The 18,647-nt window shown below is 36.9% G+C and carries 15 protein-coding genes; 5 read left to right on the top strand and 10 right to left on the bottom strand.

Annotated features, from left to right (window positions below):
- The 3 genes from FVQ77_07805 to FVQ77_07795 form a co-directional block, all read right to left on the bottom strand.
- Positions 1 to 674, bottom strand: a 674-nt coding sequence (locus tag FVQ77_07805; protein MBW8050230.1) for a carboxypeptidase-like regulatory domain-containing protein, incomplete at its 3' end; no start/stop codon positions are given.
- Between the two features lie 43 nt (positions 675 to 717).
- Complete coding sequence (locus FVQ77_07800) at positions 718 to 1,872, bottom strand: hypothetical protein (protein ID MBW8050229.1); 1,155 nt, start codon at positions 1,870 to 1,872, stop codon at positions 718 to 720.
- Between the two features lie 222 nt (positions 1,873 to 2,094).
- Positions 2,095 to 3,045: a phosphoglycerate dehydrogenase gene (locus FVQ77_07795; protein ID MBW8050228.1), complete on the bottom strand. Its 951-nt coding sequence runs from the start codon at positions 3,043 to 3,045 to the stop codon at positions 2,095 to 2,097.
- Between the two features lie 219 nt (positions 3,046 to 3,264).
- Here FVQ77_07795 and FVQ77_07790 point away from each other — a divergent pair, with 219 nt between their 5' ends.
- From FVQ77_07790 to FVQ77_07770, 5 genes are all read left to right on the top strand, one after another.
- Positions 3,265 to 3,813 carry a YraN family protein gene (locus FVQ77_07790; GenBank protein ID MBW8050227.1) on the top strand — a complete coding sequence of 183 codons (549 nt, stop codon included), beginning with the start codon at positions 3,265 to 3,267 and terminating at the stop codon, positions 3,811 to 3,813.
- A 280-nt stretch (positions 3,814 to 4,093) separates the two neighbouring features.
- On the top strand, positions 4,094 to 4,684 hold the full coding sequence (locus FVQ77_07785) for a YraN family protein (protein ID MBW8050226.1): 591 nt from the start codon (positions 4,094 to 4,096) through the stop codon (positions 4,682 to 4,684).
- 56 nt (positions 4,685 to 4,740) lie between these two features.
- Positions 4,741 to 5,763 carry a M4 family metallopeptidase gene (locus tag FVQ77_07780; GenBank protein ID MBW8050225.1) on the top strand — a complete coding sequence of 341 codons (1,023 nt, stop codon included), beginning with the start codon at positions 4,741 to 4,743 and terminating at the stop codon, positions 5,761 to 5,763.
- 72 nt (positions 5,764 to 5,835) lie between these two features.
- Entirely contained in the window at positions 5,836 to 6,150 is a 315-nt protein-coding gene (locus FVQ77_07775; protein MBW8050224.1) for a hypothetical protein, read from the top strand.
- A gap of 112 nt (positions 6,151 to 6,262) precedes the next feature.
- Positions 6,263 to 7,159 carry a 4-hydroxy-3-methylbut-2-enyl diphosphate reductase gene (locus FVQ77_07770; protein MBW8050223.1) on the top strand — a complete coding sequence of 299 codons (897 nt, stop codon included), beginning with the start codon at positions 6,263 to 6,265 and terminating at the stop codon, positions 7,157 to 7,159.
- A gap of 3 nt (positions 7,160 to 7,162) precedes the next feature.
- On the opposite strand, the gene hslU is transcribed toward FVQ77_07770, so the two are convergent.
- The 7 genes from hslU to FVQ77_07735 form a co-directional block, all read right to left on the bottom strand.
- On the bottom strand, positions 7,163 to 8,689 hold the full coding sequence (gene hslU, locus FVQ77_07765) for an ATP-dependent protease ATPase subunit HslU (GenBank protein ID MBW8050222.1): 1,527 nt from the start codon (positions 8,687 to 8,689) through the stop codon (positions 7,163 to 7,165).
- 407 nt (positions 8,690 to 9,096) lie between these two features.
- Entirely contained in the window at positions 9,097 to 10,248 is a 1,152-nt protein-coding gene (gene porQ, locus FVQ77_07760; protein ID MBW8050221.1) for a type IX secretion system protein PorQ, read from the bottom strand.
- A gap of 356 nt (positions 10,249 to 10,604) precedes the next feature.
- Positions 10,605 to 10,850: a DUF2281 domain-containing protein gene (locus tag FVQ77_07755; protein ID MBW8050220.1), complete on the bottom strand. Its 246-nt coding sequence runs from the start codon at positions 10,848 to 10,850 to the stop codon at positions 10,605 to 10,607.
- Between the two features lie 93 nt (positions 10,851 to 10,943).
- Positions 10,944 to 13,439, bottom strand: a complete 2,496-nt coding sequence (gene lon / locus FVQ77_07750; GenBank protein MBW8050219.1) for an endopeptidase La — start codon at positions 13,437 to 13,439, stop codon at positions 10,944 to 10,946.
- 381 nt (positions 13,440 to 13,820) lie between these two features.
- Positions 13,821 to 17,036: a LysM peptidoglycan-binding domain-containing protein gene (locus tag FVQ77_07745; GenBank protein MBW8050218.1), complete on the bottom strand. Its 3,216-nt coding sequence runs from the start codon at positions 17,034 to 17,036 to the stop codon at positions 13,821 to 13,823.
- 68 nt (positions 17,037 to 17,104) lie between these two features.
- Positions 17,105 to 18,160, bottom strand: coding sequence for a type IX secretion system membrane protein PorP/SprF (locus tag FVQ77_07740; protein MBW8050217.1), 1,056 nt, complete (start codon positions 18,158 to 18,160; stop codon positions 17,105 to 17,107).
- A 17-nt stretch (positions 18,161 to 18,177) separates the two neighbouring features.
- A partial coding sequence (locus tag FVQ77_07735; GenBank protein ID MBW8050216.1) for a hypothetical protein occupies positions 18,178 to 18,647 on the bottom strand: 470 nt, incomplete at its 5' end.

The raw sequence follows: 18,647 nt of genomic DNA, 5'->3' as shown, positions 1-18,647 counted from the left end.
ATCACTGCTTCACCATCATCACTTGAAAATACGCCACCGGTAGTATTAACAATTGCATTTATATTCCTGGTAGGTAATAGCTCTATTTCTTTTGCCGTCAGTTTTGCACCTGTAGAAGTTTGATCAATTTCGATCAGGGGTTTGTCATAAATGACAACTTCTTCAAGCATTTCAGTAGTAGAAGTTATTTTAATATCAAGCCGCGTGGTTGTTTCAAAATTAATAATTACACCCTGGATAGTTTTCTTTGCATATCCTACTACAGAAACCACTACATCATATTCACCGGGAGAAAGCGGAGTGATCATATATTTACCATCAAAATCAGAGGTTGAACCTCCTTTTTGAACGCCATTTTGCAGCGCTACAATATTGGCAAAGAGTACCGCCTCATTGGTCCCGGCATCAATGATCTTACCTGACAGCTTGCCGCTCTGGGCAAAAACCGTTGAAAAAGAAATAAATGTGATAAATATAAAAAGTAATGTTTTTCTTGTATTTAATTCAATCTTTTCCAATATTCTTGCCATAATTAATTGCCCTGCTTTTATTTCTTTCAACACTTTACTGTTTTCTTTTCTGGTATCCATGATAAACCAAACAATAGTAACAATTCCAACAATAACCGTTATAAATCCGGCTACCAAAGTAACAAAAGTTATTATAGGTTCCACAAATGTTTTATCATTTTGATAATTTATACTAAATATAAAACCTTTAGTAATAAGTAATTTTAGCTTTGTATCCCGTAATTGTTTTAATATTAATAGCTGTCCCTATTTTTGACTCAATCTGTATGGTTTTAGCTCTCCAATCAAGCGCATTTCTAATATCAAACATATTGTCACTATTCAGTACTTCACCGCCTTTTACTTTTAAGATATATTTATCAGCGCTATAATTAGCTGCGCCATTTAAAGTGACTGACGTAACAGTAAAAGGAGTGTTAATATTTTTGCCCTTTAATTCAATATAAGTTGCCTTATCTAACGCAGGTAATAATGAGTCTAATTCAGTGCTCCAATCTCCTGTAGGATTGGCGGTCATTTCATCTTTAATTGCCTGGGTCAATCCGAATGTAACATTAGAAATTTTTGGTTCAGTAGCAACATAGAAAACTGTTGTAGCTCCTATTTTTAAATCAAATGTATCCCACAAAGTAACATTGCCTGGATAAATTTGGCTGATTTGAGCCTTAGTCGAGTCAGCCGTAACACTTTGCACTATACTAATCGTAGGCATATTTGACGTATCTATTGATTGAATAAATGCATCACTTTTTAACAGCATTAACAATAAAGAACCCCCGGGATTATGATAATTATTTGTAGTGATTATTACAGTATCACTGGTAACGGTTGGGTAATTGATATTATATATTGTATCGTAACCATATATAGTATCATTAAAATAAGTGATTTGGATCACGTAAGTTGTATCTATAAAATATGTTGTATCAGGTGGGGTTATAATTATAATTATTTGAGTCGTATCAATGATAGTAGCAGTGGTATCTATTTGAGGGGGTTGGAGCTCTATTATTTGTGTTATTGAGGAATCAACTGTAAATCCTGTTGTGTCTATACTTATTGTGTCAATCACTATTGCAGAATCTGCTTTAATGGTGGTTAATAAATAACCGCTATCAAGAACGGAGGTAATATTAAAAGAATCTAATTTATGAGTATAGCGCACTCCGTCAATTTCAATCCAGTCGTCATCATTGACGATTGCCCCGCTATAATCAATCTCAACCCTGCTATTCGGAGGCACTTCAACAGGTTTGATCTTATCATCTTCTTTTTTACAGGTTATCATCAATAATCCTGAAAACAATAAAACAAGAATGAGATATAATTTTGTTCTTAGCATTAACTTTAAAGGTATATTAAAAATATATTTTGCCGCCCCAAAGATAATAATTACAAATATTAAAATGCAAATTTTTACATAAAAAAATTAAAAAGCAAATTTTTTGAATAAAAAAATTATTTATCAGAAAAATATGAAGGATTTAATATTTGCATGGTTGCATGAATGCATGAGTGTATGCATTCATGCAACCATGCATACACGCATGCATTTTAATTATATTCACCTCTTAACCACTTCTCCCTTAGCAACCAACTCTTTGATCTTCCCCACCAACACCTCATTGATCCTTACATACGATTCATAGGTCAAGCCGCCTGTATGCGGGGTCATCAATACTTTGTCAGAACTTGCCAAATAATTAAAGCTTTTTTTTTCATCTTCAGTAAGCTCTTCCAGATTTTCATTTTCAAGCACGTCCAAAGCAGCGCCCTTTACCCTACCCTCACTGATTGCCTGTACCAGCGCTTTTGATCTTAATATTTCTCCCCTGGCCGTATTGATAAGCCAGAAAGATCTTTTAAAGCTGCCAAGATACGCATTATTTACCATTTGCCGTGTTTCCTCTGTCAGGGGTAAGTGAAAGCTGATAATATCGGTTTTTTCAAAAACCTCCTCCATGGAGGCTTCTTTAGCGTATTTATCGGTGTAATTTTTAAGATATTTATCATACGCCAGCACTTTACAGTCAAAAGCGCTTAGTCTTTTTGCAAACGCCTTTCCCATATTTCCATAACCGATGATGCAGACTGTTTTTCCTTTTAGTTCAGTGCCGCGATTGCTTTCCCTGTTCCATATCCTGCTTCTAACTTCTTTATCAGAGAGAAGCATTTTATTGAGCAATGCCAAAAGCATCCCGATTGCATGTTCGGCTAAAGAATCCCTGTTACCCTCCGGTACATTTATTAAATGGATATTTCTTTTTTTAGCAGCTTGTACATCAATTAGATCCATACCGGCTCCGGCACGGGCGATGAATTTTAACTTTCCCCCTTTTTTTAGTATCGTTTTGTCTATTTCAAATTTATTTCTTAAAATTATTCCTTCATATCTGTGTATAATGTCAGGAATTGCTGCATTGTCTATATCCGGCAGATAATCTACTTCAAAGCCTATATCATGCAGGCTGGGAATAATTGAAGGGTGTAATTTGTCAACGATGAGGATTTTCATAAACACAGATTACCACCGGGAAATCGGGGCAGGCACAGATAAAAGCACAGATTTCCCGGTGGTAATTTGTGTTTAAAAAAATTCCGGACAAAAGTAGGAAAAAGTATGAATTATAGTGATTAATAAAAGATAATTTCATACATTTGTAGAAAATGTACCAAAGATCACCACAACAAAAGTTTAATTTAAAAAGATTTATTCTACTAAAAATATTTTAATATGGAAAATACACTTACAAAACAAGATATATTAGATTTGTTTGCTGAGGCTGATAAAAGATCTGCTGTAGCTGATAAAAGATCTGCTGAGGCTGAAAAAAGATTTGAAAAAAGGAGCAATGAACTTGAAAGTTTATTTACCGGGCAGTGGGGCAAACTTATAGAATCACTCGTAGCAGGAGATTTGGTAAATCTTCTTAAACAACGAGGTATTGATGTTGAACATACTGCTTTAAGATTAAAAAGAAGATATAATGGAAGACAAATGGAAATAGATATCATTGCCATAAACAGAACAGAAATAGTTGCTGTGGAAGTAAAAACAACTTTACTACCAGATGATGTAAACGATTTTATAGAAAACCTAAATGACTTTAAAGAAGCATTTTCAGAATATAAAAATATGAAATTATATGGAGCCGTTGCTTATTTAAGAGTAGAATCAAAAGCCGAGGTATACGCAGACAGGAAAGGATTGTTTGTAATTAGAGCAACGGGGAAGAGCGCTTCTATAACAAATGATAAAAACTTTAAACCCGAAATATTCTAAAGCAATAAGAACTTAACTTTGTAAATTGATTTAAAAGAGTAATTATATTGAATTGAGTTTAGTATAAATAAAATTATGTTGCTGGGCACTGGGTACTGGGCGCTGGTAAAGAATCTTGTAAAAAAGCATTATTGATACAAATAAGTAGTCAGTAACCAAAAGCAAAAAGCCAGAACCCAGAGCCAAGAACCCAGAACCTGATAATTAATTATAAAAAATTATAATTCACTATTAACCGAACTTAAAACATTGAAATTCCGATACAAAAAAATATTTCAATATGGAAAAGACACTTACAAAACAAGATATATTAGATTTGTTTGCTGTGGCTGAAAAAAGATCTGCTGAAGCTGATAAAAGATCTGCTGAAGCTAATAAAATGTCTGCTGAGGCTAATAAAAGATCTGCTGAGGCTGAAAAAAGATTTGAAAAAAGGAGCAATAAACTTGAAAGTTTATTTACCGGGCAGTGGGGCAAACTTATAGAATCACTCGTAGCAGGAGATTTAGTAAATCTTCTTAAACAACGAGGTATTGATGTTAAACATACTGCTTTAAGATTAAAAAGAAGATATAATGGAAGACAAATGGAAATAGATATCATTGCCATAAACAGAACAGAAATAGTTGCTGTGGAAGTAAAAACAACTTTACTACCAGATGATGTAAACGATTTTATAGAAAACCTAAATGACTTTAAAGAAGCATTTTCAGAATATAAAAATATGAAATTATATGGAGCCGTTGCTTATTTAAGAGTAGAATCAAAAGCCGAAGTATACGCAGACAGGAAAGGATTGTTTGTAATTCGGGCAACGGGGAAGAGCGCTTCTATAACAAATAATAAAAACTTTAAACCCGAAATATTCTAAAGCAATAATTAATGTATAAAACACATAACCCAATCCTATGCATCATCCCGCCTTACATGCTTGAAAATATGGTGGAAAAAGGCAGCACGAAAATAAGGAAAGCAGCGCTTCAAACCATTAAGCAATCCAGTCATGTGCGTATGGAGCGGTCAACGATGGCTGAACATTCTGGAACTGACCTGCAAAGTATGGTTGCCGGTGTTGATCATCACTCTGAAAAACGCTACAGGCGTGTTTACGATGCAAAGAACCAGGAGATATTACCCGGATCATTGGTGCGAAGTGAAGGGGACAAACCTACCGGTGATGTTACTGCTGACGAAGCTTATGACGGTGCAGGGCATACCTGGGATCTATATAAGAATGAGTACGATAGAAATTCTATTGATGATCACGGAATGATCATTGACCAAACCGTACATCACGGGGTAAATTACAACAACGCTTTCTGGAATGGTAAGCAAATGATATATGGTGATGGGGATGAGGAAATTTTTACACGTTTTACCATAGACCTGGACATTATAGGCCATGAATTAACTCATGGCGTTATCCAGTATGAAGCAAATTTACGTTACCGGTATCAAAGCGGTGCACTCAATGAATCCTTTGCTGATGTATTCGGTTCATTGGTTAAACAGAAAAAAACAAACCAGCAGGCAAAAGATGCCGACTGGCTGATTGGCAGGAATGTATTGATAGGAAACCAATATGCCCTCCGGTCTATGAAAGCGCCAGGTACGGCTTATCAGGGGCATCCTGTTTTAGGCGATGATCCTCAGCCTGCAACCATGGATGATTACCTGGAATTACCTCCGTGGGACGACAATGGAGGCGTACATATCAATTCAGGTATTCCCAATCATGCTTTCTATCTGGTGGCTGTTGAGATCGGAGGAAATGCCTGGCAAAAAGCAGGTTTGATCTGGTATGTTACGCTGCGTGACAAATTGAAACGAAATGCAAATTTCTCAAAAGCTGCCCGTGCAACGATACATACTGCCCGTGACCTATTTGGCAAAAAAAGCCTGGAAGAGAAGGCGGTGAAGAAGGCGTGGGAAAGAGTAAAAGTTATTTGAAGTGATTATTTTATTTGATGTTCAAGGGTAATTCAATAGTTATACGATAGTTATACAATAGTTATTTAATCGATGAAGATCAAATTTAAACAAACCGGTGGTTTTGCAGGTCTGCAAAAGGTTATTGAGCTTGATTGTGATAAAATCCCGGATAAGGAAGCCGTGCAAATTAAAACTTTAATTTCCAAAACAGCTTTCTTTGATATTGAGCAGCCTTCAGTGGATGCAATGCCTGACCAGGAAAATTATACTTTGAGTGTTGAATCAAATGACGGCTCCCGTACCATGCATCTAAGTAAAAGTAATGTACCTGATACGCTGCAACCGTTGGTGGGTTTTTTAGTTAAACGGGCGAAGTTTCAGAAAAGAAAGAACATAACTCTGTAAATTGACCCCGTGAGATATGTTAATTATCTCATGGGTTGAAATTCCGATACAATTAAATATTATATTTATTCTAAAAAATGTTATCTTTGCATTAAATCCTCTAACTGAAAAAATGAAAGTAACCATAGACGAAAATTCCGGATATTGTTTCGGGGTGGAATATGCTATTGAAATAGCAGAATATGAGCTCAAGGATTCAGAAATATTGTATTGCCTGGGAGATATTGTTCATAATAGTATGGAAGTAGACCGGCTTTATAAAAAAGGGTTACGGATCATTGATTATGAACAGCTTAAAGAATTAAAAAATTGCAAAGTGCTGATACGCGCCCACGGTGAACCACCCGAAACATATAAAATAGCCCTTGAAAATAACATAGCGCTCATTGACGCCTCCTGTCCGGTTGTGTTAAAATTGCAAAACAGGGTAAAACATTCTTTTGATAAAATATCTGAAGATGAAGGGCAAATAGTGATTTATGGCAAACAGGGACACGCTGAAGTGATAGGTTTGGCAGGACAAACAAAAGACAAAGCCATCATCATTAGCTCAGAAGAGGACATTGATAATATTGACTTTACCAAACCGATATCCCTTTATAGTCAAACTACGAAAAGTACCAAAGGATTTTATAAAATTAAAAAGTTAATAGAAGAGAAGATCAGGGAAGCTGATCCGGACGGACAGATCATAGATTTTGAATTTAATGACAGCATCTGCAGGCAGGTTTCTAACCGTGAACCACAGTTGCAGGAATTTGCCAGGCTCCACGATGTGATCATTTTCGTAAGCGGCAAAAAAAGCTCAAATGGCAAATCGTTATATAGTGTTTGTAAATCTGTGAACCCCAACAGTTATTTTGTTGAGAATGAAAGTGAGATTGACGCTTCCTGGTTTTCACCTGACAGCTCAGTGGGTATTTGCGGAGCTACTTCTACTCCCGGATGGCTTATGAAACGGATTGCGGATTACCTTGAAAGAATTGATGTGGCGATTCCTGTTTCATAATTTTTAAAGAATGTATTGACTCACATCCTTATCCTTCACCATCTCTGATAATCTTTCTTCTACCAACTCTTTGGTGATTGGTATTTTGGCATTTTGACTGATTGTATCAGGTACATCGAAGAGGATATCATTGAGCAATTGGCTCATTACGGTTTGTAATCTTCTGGCGCCTATATTTTCAAGTTTTGAATTGATTTCAAAAGCCATTTCTGCAATCATATCAATGGCTTCGTCAGTAAAGCTTAGCTCAACATCTTCAGAACCAAGCAGCGCTTCATATTGTTTAGTGAGTGCGTTTTTAGGATATTTTAAAATCTTGCAAAAATCTTCTTTGGTCAGATTATCCAGCTCTACCCTGATTGGAAACCGCCCCTGCAGTTCAGGTATCAAGTCTGAAGGTTTGGAAACGTAAAAAGCTCCGGCAGCAATAAAAAGAATATGATCGGTTCTGACAACACCATATTTGGTATTAACAGTGCTCCCTTCAACGATTGGCAGGAGATCTCTTTGTACACCTTCCCTGCTCACATCAGGACCGCCAGATCCTGAAGACCTGTTTGCAACTTTATCAATTTCATCAATAAAGATGATGCCCGTGTTTTCTGCTTTATTGATTGCTTCTTCTTTCACTTCATCCATATCGATCAATTTGGCAGTCTCCTCTTCCAGCAATATCTTTCGCGCTTCGACAATTTTAAGCTTTCTTTTTTTAGCCCTTTTCGGCAGCATTCCACCGATCATTTCCTGGATATTCATCATAGATACCTCATCAATTCCACCGGCAGGACCAATAACGCCAATACCTGCAGACGAGTTTTGCTGGATATTGATCTCTATTTTACGGTCGTCAAGCTCCCCGCTTCTTATTTTTTCTCTGAATTTTTCTCTTGTTTTTTCATTGAGTTCATAATCGTTTTTGGGCATATTATCCCCGGCCAATTCTGAATTTTGTTCCGGTTGAGATCGGGACTCAGCTTGTTTACCTGCCTTCTGGTTTGCTATATCAGCTTCAGAAGAAATATGGCCGGAAGTAAGGTTGATAGACAGGCCGGCTTGTTGACGGACCGTGGCAGAGGTTTGAGGTTTGGATGCAGGTTTTTTTAACGGAGGAATCAAGGCATCGAGAATAATTTCTTCTACGATCTCTGCTGCTTTTTGTTTAACTTCTTCTTTTTTCCCCGCCTTTACAATATTAACAGATTGGTCTACAAGGTCTCTTACCATGCTTTCAACATCGCGTCCTACATAGCCAACCTCTGTAAATTTTGAAGCTTCAACCTTGGTAAAGGGAGCATCCGCTAACTTTGCCAATCTCCGGGCAATTTCTGTCTTACCCACCCCGGTAGGACCGATCATCAGGATATTATTTGGCGTGATCTCCTGCTGTATTTCGGTTTTGGTCTTCATCCTTCGCCACCTGTTGCGCAAAGCAATTGCCACGTTTTTTTTGGCATCCTTTTGCCCGATGATGTATTTGTCTAATTCCTTAACAATTTGTTTTGGAGTCAGGTAGTTGTCGTTATCTATCATTGTATTTATTGTTAATGACTATCCGTAATCAACCCTATTTTTTTCACCGCAAAGTCGCGGAGACGCAAAGTTTTTTAAAAAAACATATACAAAGAGCAAAGATACAAATAATAATTTAATTTGAATATGTCTTGTGATTTCTTTAATTAACAGAATTGTTTATATAGTGTCTGTCTATAAAGTCGAATGTTTAATATATTATAGTAAAAACATAACTTCGCCTGTCTGCCGCAGGCAGGTAAGTTGATTAAAAAGTCGGCAGTCCACAGCCGGCAGTCAGCAAATTTGCCGACTGCCGACTGCCAACTGCCGACTTAATGTTGAAACTTTGGATTTTCATTAACGAATATTTTTGACATTATAGACAAGCACTATATAGTCTGTTGATGTGGGGTGTGTGGAGCTTTTTAATTGTCAACCGGCCTTTCTGTTTTCTTAAAATATGATCCAAGATTACTGGTAACTGTAATATAATTCTTACCCCCTGCCACATGATACCACGCTCTTGAAAAAGCAAATTCAAACGTCTTTATCTTTATCATAAAACCCGCAGAAAATCCTGTAAGGCCTGATCTTGTCTCCAATTTCAATTCTTTTCTTCTTTGATGATTATAACCTGCCCGCAGATAAAAATTCGGACTCATAATAAATTCTCCTCCAAAGATGAAGTGCCTGGCGATCTTTTCACTCAACTTTTTATCCTCACTGGTTTTATTTCCAAATTCATCAACAAGGCCTGTGTTATTTGGATCCAGGTACACAATATCCGTACCGCCAAATATAAGCCAATCAATCATATAATTCAAGTGATGCATAGTAATTGATGCCCTGAGCGGCATATGTTCCAATTTATAGCTCATACCCAACTGAACATCAAAAGGGATTTTGGTAGGATATCTTTTCAGGAAACCTATATTCTTAAAGACCATACCAATATCCCAATCTCTTGTGGGATGGCTATATAACCCGCCAAGATCAAACAAAACCGAATGAGCGCTATAGGACTGGATATTTGAACCGACAAATTTCAAATTAGCGCCAAGCGTATAATTTTCAATTTTGTGTGCATAAGAGAAATAAAAAGCATATTCGCTTGCCCGAAAATCGCCCTGGTAATTGCCTGACGCATCCCGTTGCTGAAACTTTCCGTAATTAATGTATTGCAATCCTCCACCCCAAATTCCGGCTTTTCCAAAATCATGTGCATAAGCAAGCGTTGAGTTTTTTATTCCGGCATAAAATGGCATATAATTTAAGCTGATATATTTCACCATCTCTTTATTTAATAAAGCCGGGTTTGAGAAGTACATGCTTACGTCATAGTCAATCAAAGAAACATTTACACCACCCATAGCTGCCACCCTGGCATTAACAGGAAGGTTTAAAAAATCGTAGGTATTTTTGCCGCCTATTTGAGAATAGGAGTGGTAGGTAATGAAAGTTGTTATTGCGCATAGCACATAGCCCCGCCAACTGGCGGGGCATGGCCCTGCCGTTTGACGGGGTAAAATACAAAACGGGTTTTTACTCTTCTTTAAACAATAGAATAATAAATCCATATAAATATTAGCCCCGTCATTTGGCGGGGTAAAATACAAAACTGGTTTTTGATCTCCTTTAAACAGCAGCGCTATGCGCTAATTAAATATTTTCTAAACATTAGGGGATTATGGCAATCTTCATTCGGAGCCCCACTTGGAGTGGGACTCCGATAGAACATTACGGAAATTTATAGCTGTAACGAATTGTTTCATTGTTTCATTGCTTCATTGATGGTTTATATTTTTTTATCAGAATTTCAATGTTATTAATAATTTATTGTTATTATCCTTGATAGTGTTTTCAGCTTTTTCTGACAATTTTGGGTTCCCCTCTAAATACCAAATTAGTGTTTGAGTATCAGCTAAATAATTCATTACGGCATATACTCCTTGAAGTCATCTAAAGGTTCATTGAAATCATCTGCCATCCATACCTTTCCTTTCAAACAACCAAATCCTTTTTCTCTTTTATAGTTCCCTCTCTTCGTTGGGGACAAATTTTGTTTTTTTTCAGTCAATTCTTTGTCTATTTCACCCCTCAATTTTTTCCATTCTGCAACAGGCAATTGTTTTAAAAGATTAAAAACTTGTTGGTAAGCGATATTTAGTTTTAGTTGCATGATTTATCTTTTATTACAAAGCTAATAAATCTTTAATAGATAACAAATAGAATAACAATTAATTTTGTATTACAAAATATACAAATGATCTAACTATTCAACCAAAGCCTCCTCATATCCCAGCTTCTTATCCTCCACTTTCACAGACAGATCCACCGGTTTCTCAACCTTCTCACCCGTTAATGCAAGTTCCAATACCTCATCAACATTTTCTACATAATGGATTTTTAAATTTTTAATATAATCTGGCTTAATTTCATCAACATCTTTTTTATTTTGAGCACAAAGAATAAGTTCTTTAATCCCTGCTCTTTTTGCCGCAAGTATCTTTTCTTTGATGCCGCCTACCGGTAGCACTTTTCCCCTCAGGGTTATCTCCCCTGTCATCGCTAACTTATCTTTAATTTTTGTTTGCGTAAAAACAGATGCCAAAGAAGTAAAAATTGTAATACCGGCTGATGGCCCGTCTTTGGGAACAGCGCCTGAAGGAACGTGTATATGCAAATCAAAATTATCAAACACCCTGTGATCAATGCCAATTGTTTCGGCATTGGCTCTCAGGTAAGATAAGGCGGCTGTTGCCGATTCTTTCATCACATCTCCAAGCTTGCCCGATAGTGTGAGCTTACCTTTACCTCTGAATAAGGTAGATTCAATGAAAAGAATTTCACCACCGAATTGTGTCCAAGCCAGGCCAGTGGCAACTCCTGCCACATTGATCTTCTCATACAATTCATTATCATATATAGGAGCGCCTAAATGTTTCAACACATCTATTGGCTGGATGGTTTTATTATGCTTTTCTTCCAATACTTTGGACTTGGCAACCTTTCTTATTACACCAGCTACTTTTCTTTCAAGCTGCCTGACACCAGATTCTCTTGTGTAGTCCTGAATTATCCTGTTAATTGCTTGCGGGGTGAATTTAATATCTTTTGCGTTCAAGCCATTTTCTGTCCTTTGTTTTGGGATAAGATGTTTTTTAGCTATTTGTATTTTTTCTTCTGGGGTATAACCATTAATTTCAATGATCTCCATTCTATCCTTCAAGGCATGTGGAATAGTATCCAGGGAATTTGCAGTGGTAATAAATAAAACCCTGGAAAGGTCGTAATCAACCTCCAGGTAATTATCAACAAATGATTCATTTTGTTCCGGATCCAGCGCTTCTAATAATGCCGATGCCGGATCTCCTCTAAAATCAGTGCCTATTTTATCAATTTCATCCAGTATGAATACAGGGTTTGAATATTTTGATTTCTTAATATTTTTAATAATGCTCCCAGGCATGGCGCCAATATAGGTTTTTCTATGCCCCCTGATCTCAGCTTCATCTCTCACCCCTCCGAGTGACATTCTGACACACTGTCTGCCCAGCGCTCTTGCTATTGATTTTCCCAAAGAAGTTTTACCAACACCCGGAGGGCCATAAAAGCACACAATAGGCGCCTTCATATTATTTTTCAGCTTCAGTACCGAAAGATATTCTATAATTCTCTCTTTAACTTTCTCCAGGCCATGATGGTCAGCTTCTAATATTTTTTGAGCATGATTGAGATTAAACTTATCCTTTGAATACTCATTCCAGGGCATGTCAATCATAAATTCCACATAATTCATTGAAACGGGGTATTCGGGTGAGTGTGGATGTATCCTTAAGAGTTTATCCAGTTCCTTGTTAAAATGCTTTGCAACCGCCTCCGTCCATTTCTTCTTTTTCCCCCTTGCTCTTAGTTTATCTAACTCCTGGTCAGCGCTTCCATCTCCTAATTCATCCTGGAGAACTTTCATTTGCTGTCTTAAGAAAAAATCTCTTTGCTGTTTGTCAATATCAAAAACCGCTTTGTTTTGAATTTCATACTTTATCTCAAGCAATTGTATCTCTTTCATTATATATTTAAGCAAAAGCTCTGTTTTTTTTACGCCATTGTTTATTTCCAGAAGCTTTTGCTTATCCGCAACTTTAGTGTTGAGATTAGAAGAAAGAAAATTTGTCAAAAAAACTGGTTGTTCAATATTTTTTATTGCAATCTGGGCTTCCTGTGGAACTTCCGGGTTAAGCTTGAACATTTTGGTTGCTTGTTCCTTTAAAGTGTTGATCAGTACTTTTAATTTTTTATCTTTTACCTTTGGAAAACTTTCAGACAGATATTTTACTTTTGCCGTAAGAAATGGTTCTCCGCTTACAATATGATCAATTTCAAACTTTACCTTTCCGCGGATTATGATGGTCGTATTACCGTCAGGTAAAACCAGCATTTTAAGAATTTTAGCAACCGTGCCGATTTTATAAAGGTCGTCAATGATTGGGTCTTCTGTACCGGCATTTTCCTGGGCCAACACACCAATGATCTTGTTTCCTCTATACGCTTTTTTTACTAACCTGATTGATCTCTTTCTTCCTATCGTGATAGGTATAATCACCCCGGGGAACAAAACCGTGTTCCGGACAGGTAAAACAGGCAGGTTCTCAGGATAATTCCCCTCCTGCCCTTCCTCATCCTTATCATCTTCAATTAAAGGGAGCAGCTCTTCACTATTATCCAGATCTGCTATTGGGAAAAAATTTTGTTCTGGTTTAATGTTCATTATTATTCGTTGATTTGTAACCCGATGCTAATAATACTATTTCAACGACAAATCCCACGTTAAATCTCTCTTTTATTAATGGGGATGGTATCGGGTTGGTATTGGCGCTGACAAAATGACAGGATTAATATCTAAAATTAAATGGTGAATAAGTTTACCCTGTTGAATCTTTTCTTACCTGCCATGTCAGATATCTTCTCATCCTCACAGGTGACTCCCGAATACTCGGGACGGCATTTAAAAGGGTTTAAGTGGTGTTTTGCAAGTGTTATGCCAAAAGTGTTTCTAACAAATAATTTTTCTATATTTAAAAATTGCCAATTGCCTATCGTAGTGCAACTGAAATCCCCTCGAGTACTTGGACTGCTAATTGTCAACTGGTTATTCCTCTTCCTTATCCACTTTCAACACCATATATTGAAAGACCACATTATCATGCAGGTTGTTCATTTCTTTAAGCTCTTTGGTGGTCAGTCCGAAGCGTTCTGCAATGGAATACATCGTATCACCTTTCTTGACAATGTACCCATCTTTAGTGACCTCACCGGGTGTAACATCTCTTTTTATCACTTTGAGCTTCAACCCCGGACTTACCTTCTCTGAAACGAGCGCATTTAATGCCTTGATCTCGTTTACAGGCAGGTTATACATTCTTGAAATGGTGTGCAGCGTTTGTTCTTCTTCTACTACATGGTAGGTTATTTCACCGCGGGATGAAACATTACCAACAAGATTAAATTGAACCCTGCGGTTAAGCTGACGCCCGATATCAGTTTCGTTGCCGGCAATCTGCCTGGATTCACCCATAGAATATACTACGATCTCGTTTTTATCAACTCCTTCAGAGGTTAAATAATTCATCGCACTATTTCCCCGCTTTTGTGAAAGCTGCATATTATATACCTCCGGACCTTTGCTGTCTGTATTTGCATATATTTCTATCCGGAAACCCGGATTTTGTTTATAATAAGCAACCAGGTCATTAAGCACCTTTACTGCCTCCGGTCTTACTGTATCTGACTTGTAATTGAAATAAATATTTTCAAAATATTTTTTTTCTGCGCTGGGCATGATACCTACGTCTCCGACAAATTTTTTCAATAATGCAACAAAGTTGGTATCCTGCATTAATCCGAGCTTGGTTATTTCATCGGCAGAGAGGTTTTCAAAGCTGAATACACCTTTTTCATTCCAGGAACCGATCACGGTGCCATCAACAACATATTTACCCTCTGCATTAATATTCGAACCTTTCACCATGCTAAGCTTAACAATTTCATCAGGAGTAAGATTTTTAAAAGTAAATAGGTCGTTTTCATCAAACTCACCAATGGTAATGTCAGCTATCCGGTATTTTTTTTCTGCCGTTATCTTTGATTTATCAATCAGACCAACTTTATTGATAACGTCAGCAGACAAATTTACAAATTTAAACTTACCTTCGTCAAATATTCCAATACTTACATCATTTACAGTGTATGTTTTTCTTTCAGCAAGCACCTGTTCTTCCGTTAAACTGAGCTTGATCAATTCATCAGCAGATAGCTCGGTAAAATGGAATTTATTATCCTTGCCATATTCGCCTATTACTACACCATCTACCACAAACTTGCCCTTTGCGGTAAGACTCAAAGCATCGGATGAGCTAAGCTTTTTAATCTCATCAGGTGTAAGCCTGGTAAAAACGAAAGCCCCCTCTTTATTGTATTGACCAATAGTAACGCCATCAATGATATATTTTCCATCTGCAGTGAGCTTTGATCCATCGATCATTAAGTTGATCTTTTTAAGATCAGAAGATGAGAGTTGCACATATTCAAACTCTTCTATTTTTATTTTAGTCGTATCTTTAACAAATTTCTCGTAAGTAGCAAGGAATTCCCCTTCTGTCAAATTTAGCTTATAAATTTTTTCGCCCGGAAGGTTTGCAAAACCAAATTTCCCTTTTTTGCTAAATACATTAATATTAATATCATCTGCAGCGTATTTACTTATTGCAAATATGTCCAGTTCTCCATCAAATTTTTCTGATAAACAGACTGTAAAATTTTTATCAGTGGGTAGATTTTCAAATTTGAACCTCCCTTCAGAATCTGTTTTGATCCATGTGAAAATGAATCCATCCTCTCCGACTAATTGAATCGGGATATCTTTTGCTGCTTGTTTATCATCATCAGTAAGTATTTTCCCCTCAATAGAAATAGTTTCATCACCTGTTAAGGGATCAACATTAATTACAGCGATCACAGACCTCTTAGTTGTCTTATCAAAAACGTAAATATCATCATTTCCCTGTCCGCCTTCTCTGTTTGATGACAGGTATCCAATCTCCTTCCCAGTTACAAAATAAAAATCATCCCTGTTAGAATTAAATGGAAGGCCTATATTTTTAACTTCCCCAAAATTATCTCCTTTAGCCATAAAGATATCCAGTCCTCCAAACCCTTTATGACCGTTAGATGCGAAAAACAATACTTCCTCTTCAGCATAATAATGAGGTGACATATCAATGAAAGGGGTATTTATATTACTGCCGATATTTTTTGCTTCTGCCCAACCATCTTCATTCCCGGTAGATACGCAATACCAGATATCAAGCATCCCATACCCGCCCGGCCTTCTTGAAACGAAAAATAAAGTATCATCATTGGCGCTCAGCGAAGGTTGTGCGTTCCATTGTCCTGGCATATTTACGTTGTCGTTAAGCTTGACAGGTTTTTGCCATGTACTTTTAGAACTCTTTTTTTCATCTATTACAAACCTGGTGACATAAATAGCACAATTTCCATCAGGCTCATTGCATTGTGTATAGTAATAGGTCATTTTATCCTTTGAAAACACCCCGGCTCCATCATTTCTTGGCGTGTTGACCCTCTCAAAATTGTCATTTTTATGAACCTCCCGCCACCCTTTTTCACCCTTTGCGAACCTGAAATTATCGCTAAATGTTTCACCGGTTCTTTGGTACATTTCTTTACCCGTAGCGCCCTCTCTTGCAGAGGTGATAACCAATGATGAATCGTTTTCACCGATTACCGGGCCATAGTCAGACTTATCAGTATTGACGGGAGTTCCAATATTGCGGAACCGAAAATCTCTGATGGGTTTCAGCATTGCTTCAAGCGCGAACTCACAACCATCATATTGTATTTTTGCTTGTTCCAAAAAGTTTGTATTTGCATTGCCTGCTCCCTCTGAGACAGGTTCTGAGGGGACATATTCATCTATAAACTTTTTAAAATTTTCTTTGGCTTCGGCATACTCTCCGTTTGTTTTTTGCGTCATGGCAAACCAGAACAGGCCTAAGGGGTAAGACTTCCGGTCTAATTGAACACACTTGCCAAACCACTTTTGAGCATTATCGTAATCTAAATAAAACATAAAGCATTCACCCAGGCGGTATGCCAACGCTGCTTTGGGAGAATCTTTAAACGCAATTTCATATTGTTGTGCGGCTAAAAAGTATTGCCCATATTCAAAATATTTGTCTCCTGAGCGAATGATATAGGACGTTTTCTTGCTTGACTGGGCAATTAATGGAAAGTTGAAAATTAAAAGTTGAAAAATTATTAGAATAAAAATAAAAAATTGATTCATTGTTCTGTTTTTCTATTATTCAATTGCCATATTGCTAAAATTGCTTACTGCCTACTCCTTACTGTTTATTAAAACCTGGGCGTAGCATAACGCTTCATCTCTTTTTCTTTAACTAACCGTAATGATAGAGAAATTTCGTACGCACCTCTGCCGCGGGTATTTGTTTTTAACGATGATGAATTTAAGTCATAGCTTAATCCAACGGTATACCAGGGATTATTAATGCCTATAAGAAAAATAAAAGCATCTCTGTATCTGTACCAGGTACCGAATATGATCTCATTTTTTGCAATCGCCCTGGTATTTTCTATATCCCACAATCTATAGCTCAAATACAACCCGCCATTAATTTGATATACCTGGTTTTGGTACATAATTAGTAAGTTTGGCGAAAAGCTTATTTTTTGATCTATATTTACTTCAAGCCCCCCATGGTATTTATATATTAATGGTAATTTACTGGCAATAGTAGTATCAATAAACGATTGCTCCGGATTGTTTATATGATCTACTGATATGCCTGAAAACGCGCTAATACTTGAATATGAATAATTTTTTTCTGCATTATGATACCACATGATTCCTGCGTTAATATCAGGATAAGTAACTTTCGTAATATCTTCGTTAACCGTAATATTCTCATTATGGCCATCCAGGTCAAATGGATCATATTGTTCTCCCCATTCTAAGTTACTATTGTCTAAATTCTTTTGAACAAACCCTACTTTCATTCCAAAAGTTAATTTTTGAAAACCGGTGCTTGAAAGCGGCAAATTATAGGCAAAGTTTACACTGATACCAAGCGTTTTAAAGTTTGCATTACCTGCTTTGTCCCCATAAAAAGATAAACCGGCACCGCCATAATGAATGTTCCCTTTACTCTTTGATCTTAGCGGATAAATTAAAGACATCTGCGTGGTATTGTAGGGTACAATGATGCTGCTCCACTGGGTGCGGAAGCTTGAGCTGAATGTGAGGTCAGGTTCTAATCCGGTGAGCGCAGGATTCAGGTATGCGGATGAAGCGTAGTATTGGGAGAAATGGGCGTCCTGGGAAAAACAGTTGACAGTAGACAATTGACAGTAGACAATTAAGAAAAAGAATATGGGTTTAATTTTTTTCATAATGCTATTTAATTATATTATCTGATTAATGTTACTGTTCCTGCTTCTTTAAACTCAGTGCCATCCAAAAACTTCCCTTTCACTACATAAGTGTATACTCCTATATCCATATCCACACCTGAATTTTGATATTTTCCATTCCAGCCTTCTTGCTGCGATACTGATTGAAATATCAACTCTCCCCACCTGTTATATATTCTAAATTCAAAACCTTCAGAGAGTATTTCTCCATAAACTTTAACCACTTGGTTTTCAGGATTATTAGCTAAAGGCGAAAATACATTGGGGATATATAATATTTGATTGCTAACGATGGTGATGCTAATCGTATCATAATCAGAACAGCCGTAAATGTTTGTAATTGATAAGATTACCAGATAGCTGGCAACAGAATCATAACTGTGGGTAACAGGCAGACCAGTAGTATCTAATATAGTTCCGTCACCAAAATCCAAGCTAAAAATAGTATCTTCTATTTTAAAGGGGG

It is taken from the genome of Cytophagales bacterium, assembly GCA_019456305.1.
In the GTDB taxonomy this organism is placed as follows: domain Bacteria; phylum Bacteroidota; class Bacteroidia; order Cytophagales; family VRUD01; genus VRUD01.
Note: the sequence above shows the minus strand (reverse complement) of the source record. Positions and strands in the feature narration are given on the sequence as shown.

Coding starts and splice junctions, on each gene's coding strand:
- lon (MBW8050219.1), bottom strand. CDS start 13,439: ATGAACATTAAACCAGAACAAAATTTTTTCCCAATAGCAGATCTGGAT.
- FVQ77_07800 (MBW8050229.1), bottom strand. CDS start 1,872: ATGCTAAGAACAAAATTATATCTCATTCTTGTTTTATTGTTTTCAGGA.
- FVQ77_07770 (MBW8050223.1), top strand. CDS start 6,263: ATGAAAGTAACCATAGACGAAAATTCCGGATATTGTTTCGGGGTGGAA.
- FVQ77_07755 (MBW8050220.1), bottom strand. CDS start 10,850: ATGCAACTAAAACTAAATATCGCTTACCAACAAGTTTTTAATCTTTTA.
- FVQ77_07785 (MBW8050226.1), top strand. CDS start 4,094: ATGGAAAAGACACTTACAAAACAAGATATATTAGATTTGTTTGCTGTG.
- porQ (MBW8050221.1), bottom strand. CDS start 10,248: ATGGATTTATTATTCTATTGTTTAAAGAAGAGTAAAAACCCGTTTTGT.
- hslU (MBW8050222.1), bottom strand. CDS start 8,689: ATGATAGATAACGACAACTACCTGACTCCAAAACAAATTGTTAAGGAA.
- FVQ77_07745 (MBW8050218.1), bottom strand. CDS start 17,036: ATGAATCAATTTTTTATTTTTATTCTAATAATTTTTCAACTTTTAATT.
- FVQ77_07780 (MBW8050225.1), top strand. CDS start 4,741: ATGCTTGAAAATATGGTGGAAAAAGGCAGCACGAAAATAAGGAAAGCA.
- FVQ77_07795 (MBW8050228.1), bottom strand. CDS start 3,045: ATGAAAATCCTCATCGTTGACAAATTACACCCTTCAATTATTCCCAGC.
- FVQ77_07790 (MBW8050227.1), top strand. CDS start 3,265: ATGGAAAATACACTTACAAAACAAGATATATTAGATTTGTTTGCTGAG.
- FVQ77_07740 (MBW8050217.1), bottom strand. CDS start 18,160: ATGAAAAAAATTAAACCCATATTCTTTTTCTTAATTGTCTACTGTCAA.
- FVQ77_07775 (MBW8050224.1), top strand. CDS start 5,836: ATGAAGATCAAATTTAAACAAACCGGTGGTTTTGCAGGTCTGCAAAAG.